Below are 8,744 nucleotides of genomic sequence, written 5' to 3' on the forward strand. Positions count from 1 at the left end.
GAGTCAGGCCGGCGGGCCCCGCCCACCCGCAGCGCACCCGCGTCGTCATCGTGGGGGCGGGGCCCGCCGGCCTGACTCTCGCCAACATCCTCCGGGCCGCCTCCGTCGACTGCGTGGTGCTGGAGAACGAGAGCAGGGACTTCATCGAACAGAGGCCTCGCGCGGGCTTCCTGGAGGAGTGGGCGGTCCGCGCGCTGGAGGGGCGGGGCCTGGCGGACCGGCTCCTGGAGAACACCGTGGCGCACACCGAGTGCGAGTTCCGGTTCGCCGGAGAGCGCCACAGGTTCCCGTACGCGGATGTGTCGGGCCACCGCCACTACGTGTACCCGCAGCCGCTGCTGGTGACGGACCTGGTGCGGGAGTACGCGGACGTCCGGGGCGGCGACGTCCGGTTCGGCGTCCGCGACGTCGAGCCGGCCGGGATCGACACGGACCGCCCCTCGGTGGCGTACACGGATCCGGAGACGGGCGAACGGGTGCGCCTGGACTGCGAGTTCATCGCGGGCTGCGACGGCGCACGCGGGGTGACCCGGGACCGTATGCCCGCGGAGCACGTCACCGTCGCCCGGCACGACTTCGGTGTCGGCTGGCTGGCGCTGCTGGCCGAGGCGCCGCCGTCCTCCGACTGTGTCGTCTTCGGCATCCATCCGCGCGGGTTCGCCGGTCACATGGCCCGCAGCCCGCAGGTCACCCGCTACTACCTGGAGTGCCCGCCGGACGACGACCCGGAGAACTGGTCGCACGAGCGCGTCTGGGCCGAACTCCACGCGCGCCTCGGGGCGGAGGGGGCCCGGCCGCTCAACGAGGGCAAGCTGATCGAGAAGCGGGTCCTGGCCATGCACAACTACGTCGTGGAGCCGATGGCGTACGGGCGGCTGTATCTCGCCGGCGACGCGGCCCACCTCCTCGCGCCGATCGGCGCGAAGGGCATGAACCTCGCGATCCACGACTCCCTGCTGCTCGGCGACGCGCTCGTCGCGTACTACGGCAAGGGGGACGACAGCGGGCTGCGCGGCTACTCGGCGGTCTGTCTGCGGCGGGTGTGGCAGTACCAGGAGTTCTCGCAGTGGCTCTCCGACGTGTACCACGGCGCCTCGTCCGGCGATCCGTTCAAGGCGGGCACCTCGATGGCCAGGCTGCGGCGGATCCTCGGCTCACCCGCCGCGGCGACCGGCTTCGCCGAACTGTTCCTCGGCAAGGACACGGATTACTGACGCCGCCGATCACTGACGCCGCCGATTACTGAGGCGTCACCGACTACGTGTTCGTGCTGGTGGCGGTGCCGCTGGTGGTGGTCGGGTTCGTGACCGCCGCCGCCTCCCGGGCCGCTTCCGCGGCTGCGGTTGCTGCCGTCGCCACCGCCGTCGCCGTGGCCGCGGCGGCAGTCTCCCGCAGCACCATCCGCGACCTCCGCGCCGTCCGCAGCGCATCCCAGGTCAGCAGCGACAACGCGGCCCACACCAGTGTGAACCCGGCCCACCGCTCGGCGGGCATCGCCTCGTGGAAGTACAGGATGCCGAGCAGGAACTGCAGCACGGGCGCGAGGTACTGGAGCAGTCCCAGCGTCGACAGCGGCACCCGGATCGCCGCCGCCCCGAAGCACACGAGCGGCACCGCGGTCACCAGACCCGTCGCGGCCAGCAGCGCCGCGTGCCCGGCGCCCTCGCCACCGAAGGTCGCGTCGCCCCGGGACGACAGCCACAGCAGGTAGCCGAGCGCGGGCAGGAACTGGATCGCCGTCTCCGCGGCCAGCGACTCCAGGCCGCCGAGGTTGACCTTCTTCTTCACCAGCCCGTACGTCGCGAAGGAGAAGGCGAGGCAGAGGGAGATCCACGGCGGCTGGCCGTACCCGATGGTCAGTACGAGCACCGCGGCGAAGCCGATGCCCACCGCCGCCCACTGCGCGGGCCGCAGCCGCTCCTTCAGGAGCAGGACGCCCATCGCGATGGTGACGAGCGGGTTGATGAAGTAGCCGAGGGACGCCTCCACCACGTGGCCGGCGTTCACGGCCCAGATGTAGACGCCCCAGTTGACCGTGATGGTGGCCGCCGCGATGGTGATCAGGCCCAGTCTGCGCGGCTGTCGCAGCAGCGGACCGGCCCAGGCCCAGCGCCGCATCACCACGAGCGCGATCACCACGACGCCGAGGGACCACACCATGCGGTGGGCGAGGATCTCCGCCGCTCCCGAGGGTTCGAGGAGCGGCCAGAACAGGGGCACGAGCCCCCACATGCCGTACGCCGCGAAGCCGTTCAGCAGACCGATCCGCTGTTCGCTCTTGGAATCCAGACCTATGTGCTGTTCACCCTTGGACTCCACCGGCACGGCCCCTCACTTTCCCCAGGCTGCGGACGCGCGGCTCACCACGCTCCGGACGCGCGGCGTCCGAACCACGCGCAACCTCCAAGAAGGTAGCGCCGAGCACCCCCGCCTGTCATGCCCGTATCGCCATACGGTCATTACAGACGGGGGTGCTTTCCGTGGGCCTGGGCTCTGGGCTCTGGGGTCCGGGGTCAGCCCTTCAGTGCCGCCGCGATCGACTCCGCGATCGGCGTGGTCGGCCGGCCGGTCAGCCGGGACAGGTCACCGGTGGCGACGACCAGCTCGCCCTTCTCGATCGACGCGTCCACACCGGCCAGGATCGAGGCGAAGGGCGCGGGCAGTCCGGCGCCGGTCAGGATGCCCTCGTACACCTCGCCGGGGACGGCGTTGTAGGCGATCTCCTTGCCGGTCTGCCTGCTCAGCTCGGCCGCGTACTCGGCGAAGCCGAACGCCGTGTCGCCACCCAGCTCGTACGTCTTGTTCTCGTGGCCCTCGCCGGTCAGCACGGCCACGGCGGCGGCCGCGTAGTCCGCGCGGGAGGCCGCGGAGATCCTGCCCTCACCGGCGGCCTGCACGACGGCGCCGTGCTCCAGGACCGGGGCCAGGTTCTCGGTGTAGTTCTCGTGGTACCAGCCGTTGCGCAGCAGCGCGTACGTCACGCCGGACTCCAGGATCGCCGCCTCGGTGCCGCGGTGGTCGTCGGCCAGTGCGGCGGACAGGCTGCCGGGGGCGCTGGTGTACGCGAGGAGCGCGACGCCGGCGGCCTTGGCGGCGTCGAGGACGACCTTGTGCTGGCCGACGCGGCCCTTGTCGAACTCGTTGCCCGAGATCAGCAGCACCTTGTCGCCGGCCGAGAAGACGCCGTCGAAGGTCTCGGGAGCGTTGTAGTCGGCGATCGCGAGCTTCACGCCACGGGCCGCGAAGCCCGCGGCCTTCTCCTCGCTGCGGACGACGGCCGTGATCTGGTCCGCCGGGACCTTCTCCAGCAGTCCCTCGATGACGAAACGGCCGAGGTGTCCGGTGGCTCCGGTGACGACGATGCTCATGGTGGAAACAACTCCTTGTGGGCTGGGTATGCCACTAACCATAGGAGAGGCACTAACTCTGCGAAAGTACCCACTTTGAAGTAAGGTACTGGCATGGCCGTAAGTGATTCAGCAGTGAGTACTTCCACAGCGACCGGCGGTGCCGTGGCAACCGGCGGTTCCCGCGGGGCCGTGGCAACGGGCGGTCCCGCGCTGACCAGCAAGTGGAGCGTCGAGGGCGAGGCGATGTGCCCGTACCGCCTCGTCCTGGAGCACGTCACCAGCCGCTGGGGCGTCCTCGTCCTGATCGTCCTGCTGGAGCGCCCGTACCGCTTCAGCGAGCTGCGCCGCGCGATCGGCAGGGTCAGCGAGAAGATGCTCACCCAGACCCTGCAGACCCTGGAGCGCGACGGGCTCGTGCACCGGGACGCCAAGCCGGTCATCCCGCCGCGCGTCGACTACTCGCTCACGGACCTGGGCCGCGAGGCAGCCGACCAGGTGAAGACGCTCGCGAGCTGGACCGAGGAGCGGATGGACGCCGTACTGGAGGCACGCCAGGCCTACGACGAGGCGAAAGCCCGCCAGGCAAACAGCGAGGCCCGGGCCTGAAGAGCCCGGGCCTCAGAGAATCCGTACGACGGTGTCGGCGTCGATGTCGGTGTCAGCCGACCACCGTCCAGGTGTCCCCGCCCGCGAGCAGCGCCGACAGGTCGCCCTTGCCGTTCTGTTCGATGGCCGTGTCGAGCTGGTCGGCCATCTGGGTGTCGTAGACCGGGCGGTCGACGGACCTCAGGACGCCGATCGGCGTGTGGTGCAGTGTGTCCGGGTCGGCGAGCCGGGACAGTGCGAACGCCGTGGTGGGGGAGGCGGAGTGCGCGTCGTGGACCAGGATCTGCGGCTCGTTCTCCGGGGTGACGGTGACGACCTTCAGGTCGCCGGTCAGGGCGTCACGCACGACGCCCTTGGAGCCGAGGCCGCTGTCGAGCGGGGCGCCGAAGCGGATCTGCTTCCCGTGCTCCAGGCGGATCACCGCCTCCTCGGCCTGCTGCCGGTCCTTGAGGACTTCGAAGGCGCCGTCGTTGAAGATGTTGCAGTTCTGGTAGATCTCGACGAGGGCGGTGCCCGGGTGGGCCGCGGCCTGCCGCAGGACCTCGGTGAGGTGTTTGCGGTCGGAGTCGACGGTCCGGGCCACGAACGACGCCTCCGCGCCGATGGCCAGGGACACCGGGTTGAAGGGTGCGTCCAGCGAGCCCATCGGCGTGGACTTGGTGATCTTGCCGACCTCTGAAGTGGGGCTGTACTGGCCCTTGGTGAGGCCGTAGATCCGGTTGTTGAAGAGCAGGATCTTGAGGTTCACGTTCCGGCGGAGGGCGTGGATGAGGTGGTTGCCGCCGATGGACAGTGCGTCCCCGTCACCGGTCACCACCCACACGCTCAGGTCCCGGCGGGAGGAGGCGAGTCCGGTGGCGATGGCGGGGGCGCGGCCGTGGATGGAGTGCATCCCGTACGTGTTCATGTAGTACGGGAAGCGGGACGAGCAGCCGATGCCCGAGACGAAGACGATGTTCTCCTTGGCGAGACCCAGTTCGGGCATGAAGCCCTGCACCGCCGCGAGGATCGCGTAGTCACCGCAGCCGGGGCACCAGCGCACTTCCTGATCGGACTTGAAGTCCTTCATGGACTGCCTGGCCTCGGCCTTGGGCACCAGAGTGAGCGCCTCGATCGTGCCCGGACCTTCCGTGGTCGTCTCAGCCATCGATGGCCTCCTTGAGAGCCGTGGCGAGCTGTTCGGCCTTGAACGGCATTCCGTTGACCTGGTTGTAGGAGTGGGCGTCCACCAGGTATTTCGCCCTGACCAGGGTGGCGAGCTGCCCGAGGTTCATCTCGGGAATCACCACCCTGTCGTACGCCTTCAGCACCGTGCCGAGATTCGCGGGGAAGGGGTTGAGGTGCCGCAGATGCGCCTGCGCGATCGCCTCCCCGGCGGCCCGCAGCCGCCGTACCGCCGCGGTGATGGGTCCGTAGGTGGAGCCCCAGCCCAGGACGAGGGTGGTGGCGCCGTGCGGGTCGTCGACCTCTACGTCCGGTACGTCGATGCCGTCGATCTTCGCCTGACGCGTACGCACCATGAAGTCGTGGTTGGCCGGGTCGTAGGAGATGTTGCCCGTGCCGTCCTGCTTCTCGATGCCGCCGATGCGGTGTTCGAGACCCGGCGTGCCCGGGATCGCCCACGGCCGGGCGAGGGTCCCCGGGTCGCGCTTGTAGGGCCAGAAGACCTCGGTGCCGTCGTCCAGGGTGTGGTTCGGGCCCTGGGCGAACTGCACGCGCAGGTCGGGGAGTTCGTCGGTCTCCGGGATCCGCCACGGTTCGGAGCCGTTGGCGAGGTAGCCGTCGGACAGCAGCAGGACCGGGGTGCGGTAGGTGAGCGCGATGCGGGCGGCCTCGATGGCCGCGTCGAAGCAGTCGGCGGGGGTCTGCGGGGCCACGATCGGCACCGGTGCCTCGCCGTTGCGGCCGAACATGGCCTGCAGCAGGTCGGCCTGTTCGGTCTTGGTGGGCAGGCCGGTGGAGGGGCCGCCGCGCTGGATGTCGATGACCAGCAGCGGCAGTTCCAGCGACACCGCGAGCCCGATCGTCTCGCTCTTGAGGGCGACACCCGGTCCGGAGGTGGTGGTCACGGCGAGCGAGCCGCCGAAGGCCGCCCCCAGTGCGGCGCCGATGCCGGCGATCTCGTCCTCGGCCTGGAAGGTCCGTACGCCGAAGTTCTTGTGCCTGCTGAGTTCGTGCAGGATGTCCGAGGCCGGGGTGATCGGATACGAGCCCAGGTAGAGGGGCAGGTCCGCCTGGGTCGAGGCCGCGATCAGGCCGTAGGACAGGGCCAGGTTCCCGGAGATGTTGCGGTAGGTGCCGGTCGGGAAGGCCGCGGTGGCCGGCGCGATCTCATAACTGACCGCGAAGTCCTCGGTGGTCTCGCCGAAGTTCCAGCCCGCGCGGAACGCGGCGATGTTGGCCGCCGCGATGTCGGGCTTCTTGGCGAACTTGGTGGTCAGGAACTTCTCGGTGCCCTCGGTCGGCCGGTGGTACATCCAGCTGAGCAGGCCCAGCGCGAACATGTTCTTGCTGCGCTCGGCCTCCTTGCGGGTGAGGTCGAACTCCTTGAGGGCCTCGACGGTCAGCGTGGTGAGGGGGACGGGGTGGACGCTGTAGCCGTCCAGCGAACCGTCCTCCAGGGGGCTCGTGGCGTAGCCGACCTTCTGCATCGCCCGTTTGGTGAACTCGTCCGTGTTGACGATGATCTCCGCGCCGCGCGGCACGTCGGCGATGTTGGCCTTCAGTGCGGCCGGGTTCATCGCCACGAGGACGTTGGGCGCGTCGCCGGGGGTGAGGATGTCGTGGTCGGCGAAATGCAGCTGGAAAGACGAAACGCCCGGCAGGGTGCCTGCGGGCGCGCGGATCTCGGCGGGGAAGTTCGGCAGTGTCGAAAGGTCGTTTCCGAAGGATGCCGTCTCGGAGGTGAAGCGGTCCCCGGTGAGCTGCATACCGTCACCGGAGTCCCCCGCGAACCTGATGATCACCCGGTCCAGCCGGCGTACATCCTTTGTGCCCGCCGGTTTGCGCTGTTCTCCTACGACGGTTCCGTCGGCATGCTCGGCCGGACTGCTGACCTGACTGGTCACTGAAGTGAACCTCCTTCGAGGCGGCTGTCCGGGATCGGCCCTCCCGCAGGCCATCCCGGGTCCAACCCTACGTCGCTAAGGGTCGCCTTCCCCTGACCGTTCGTAGGGTGGACCCCTTTTTGAGACCGTCGGACACCCTGATTTGCCACGATTTATCCGCCCCCGGTGTTACCTGTGAAGACGCTTGATGCTCATCCTTTGGTTCTCGTGCTCATGCCTGGCTCTCGTGCTTGCGATGCGGTGATTTCTGACACAGTGTCAGGTCGTCAGGAGTTCAGGTAGGTGAGGACCGCGAGAACACGCCGGTGATCCCCGTCACTCTGGGACAGGCCCAGTTTCATGAAGATGTTGCTCACGTGCTTCTCGACCGCGCCGTCGCTCACCACGAGCTGTCGTGCGATCGCGGAGTTCGTCCGCCCCTCGGCCATGAGTCCTAGGACCTCCCGCTCGCGTGGCGTCAGCCCCGCGAGCACGTCCTGCTTGCGGCTGCGCCCGAGCAGCTGCGCGACGACCTCGGGATCCAGCGCGGTGCCGCCGCGGGCCACGCGGACGACCGCGTCCACGAATTCCCTCACCTCGGCTACCCGGTCCTTCAGCAGATAGCCGACGCCGTGACTGGAACCGGCGAGCAGTTCGGTGGCGTACTGCTCCTCCACGTACTGCGACAGCACCAGTACCCCGAGTCCCGGGTGCTGCTTGCGCAGCTGCACGGCCGCCTTCACGCCCTCGTCCGTGTGCGTCGGCGGCATCCGTACGTCCGCGACCACGACGTCCGGCAGCGCGTCCTGCGCCGCGAACTCCGTGATCGTCTTGATCAAAGCTTCCCCGTCCCCGACTCCGGCGATCACGTCGTGCCCACGGTCGGTCAGCAACCGGGTCAGGCCCTCCCTGAGCAGCACTGAATCCTCGGCGATGACCACGCGCACCCTGTCCTCCACGATTGCTCGGCCCCCCACGCTCGTACGTCAACCCCCAGCATTCCAGCATTTGGGACCAACTGAGGGTGGGTGAGGGAATCGTTGTCGGTCCGCCGCCCCGAAGGGGCGCGGGGAGCGGCGCGATCAGCCGAGAACGAGGCGAGGCGGTGGGTCTGGGGAAAGGAAACCCCCACACCCACCGCCGACAAGAAGGGAGAGGCTCAGCCCCGCCAGGGCAGCTCCGCCGTGATGCGAGTCGGACCGGCGACGGGGGAGTCCACCACGAGGATCCCGTCGACCGAGTCGAGCCGCTCCGCCAGTCCCGCAAGCCCCGAGCCGGCGGCGACATCCGCGCCGCCCACACCGTTGTCGACCACCTGGATCATGAGCCGGTTCTCGATCCGCCAGACGTCGACCGAGGCCCGGGTGGCCCCCGAGTGCTTGCTGATGTTCTGCAGCAGCTCCGAGACGGTGAAGTACGCGATCCCCTCGATCGCCGGCGCCGGCCGGGCCGGCAGATCGACCTCGACCTGCACGGGAACGGTGCACCGGGACGCCACCGAGGACAGCGCGGCGTCCAGACCGCGGTCGGTGAGGACCGCCGGGTGGATCCCGCGGGCCAGATCCCGCAGCTCCTGGAGCGCCGTCTTCACCTCGCCGTGCGCCTCGCCGACCATCCGCGCAGCCGCCTCCGGATCCTCCGTGAGCTTCTCCTTCGCCAGCCCCAGATCCATCGCGAGGGCCACCAGCCGGGCCTGCGCCCCGTCGTGCAGATCGCGCTCGATGCGCCGCAGGTCGGCCGC

8 protein-coding genes are annotated in these 8,744 nt (G+C 69.4%); 2 read left to right on the forward strand and 6 right to left on the reverse strand.

Going from position 1 to position 8,744, the window contains the following annotated elements; all coding sequences use genetic code 11:
* Positions 1-50: 50 nt before the first annotated feature.
* Positions 51-1,214, forward strand: coding sequence for a 4-hydroxybenzoate 3-monooxygenase (locus tag AOK17_RS13485; protein ID WP_063997211.1), 1,164 nt, complete (start codon positions 51-53; stop codon positions 1,212-1,214).
* Positions 1,215-1,257: 43 nt separating this feature from the next.
* On the opposite strand, the gene rarD is transcribed toward AOK17_RS13485, so the two are convergent.
* Both rarD and AOK17_RS13495 read right to left on the reverse strand, forming a co-directional pair.
* A complete protein-coding gene (gene rarD / locus AOK17_RS13490) occupies positions 1,258-2,295 on the reverse strand; it encodes an EamA family transporter RarD (protein ID WP_055612674.1) in 1,038 nt (345 codons plus the stop codon).
* 218 nt (positions 2,296-2,513) lie between these two features.
* A complete protein-coding gene (locus AOK17_RS13495; protein ID WP_055612670.1) occupies positions 2,514-3,368 on the reverse strand; it encodes an SDR family oxidoreductase in 855 nt (284 codons plus the stop codon).
* A 225-nt stretch (positions 3,369-3,593) separates the two neighbouring features.
* On the opposite strand from AOK17_RS13495, the gene AOK17_RS13500 reads away from it, so the two are divergent.
* Entirely contained in the window at positions 3,594-3,956 is a 363-nt protein-coding gene (locus AOK17_RS13500; RefSeq protein WP_055612675.1) for a winged helix-turn-helix transcriptional regulator, read from the forward strand.
* A 52-nt stretch (positions 3,957-4,008) separates the two neighbouring features.
* Here the strand turns inward: AOK17_RS13500 and AOK17_RS13505 are convergent, their stop codons facing one another.
* The 4 genes from AOK17_RS13505 to AOK17_RS13520 form a co-directional block, all read right to left on the reverse strand.
* Positions 4,009-5,103 carry a 2-oxoacid:ferredoxin oxidoreductase subunit beta gene (locus AOK17_RS13505; protein WP_055612671.1) on the reverse strand — a complete coding sequence of 365 codons (1,095 nt, stop codon included), beginning with the start codon at positions 5,101-5,103 and terminating at the stop codon, positions 4,009-4,011.
* A complete protein-coding gene (locus AOK17_RS13510; RefSeq protein ID WP_055612672.1) occupies positions 5,096-7,024 on the reverse strand; it encodes a 2-oxoacid:acceptor oxidoreductase subunit alpha in 1,929 nt (642 codons plus the stop codon). Before AOK17_RS13510 ends, AOK17_RS13505 begins: the two co-directional genes overlap by 8 nt.
* A gap of 266 nt (positions 7,025-7,290) precedes the next feature.
* The gene (locus AOK17_RS13515) at positions 7,291-7,950 is read right to left on the reverse strand and encodes a response regulator transcription factor (protein WP_281198604.1); all 660 of its coding nucleotides are present in this window, start codon (positions 7,948-7,950) and stop codon (positions 7,291-7,293) included.
* A 212-nt stretch (positions 7,951-8,162) separates the two neighbouring features.
* Positions 8,163-8,744, reverse strand: a 582-nt coding sequence (locus AOK17_RS13520) for a sensor histidine kinase (protein WP_245697139.1), incomplete at its 5' end; no start/stop codon positions are given.

It is taken from the genome of Streptomyces phaeochromogenes (assembly GCF_001418655.1).
Classification (GTDB): domain Bacteria; phylum Actinomycetota; class Actinomycetes; order Streptomycetales; family Streptomycetaceae; genus Streptomyces; species Streptomyces phaeochromogenes.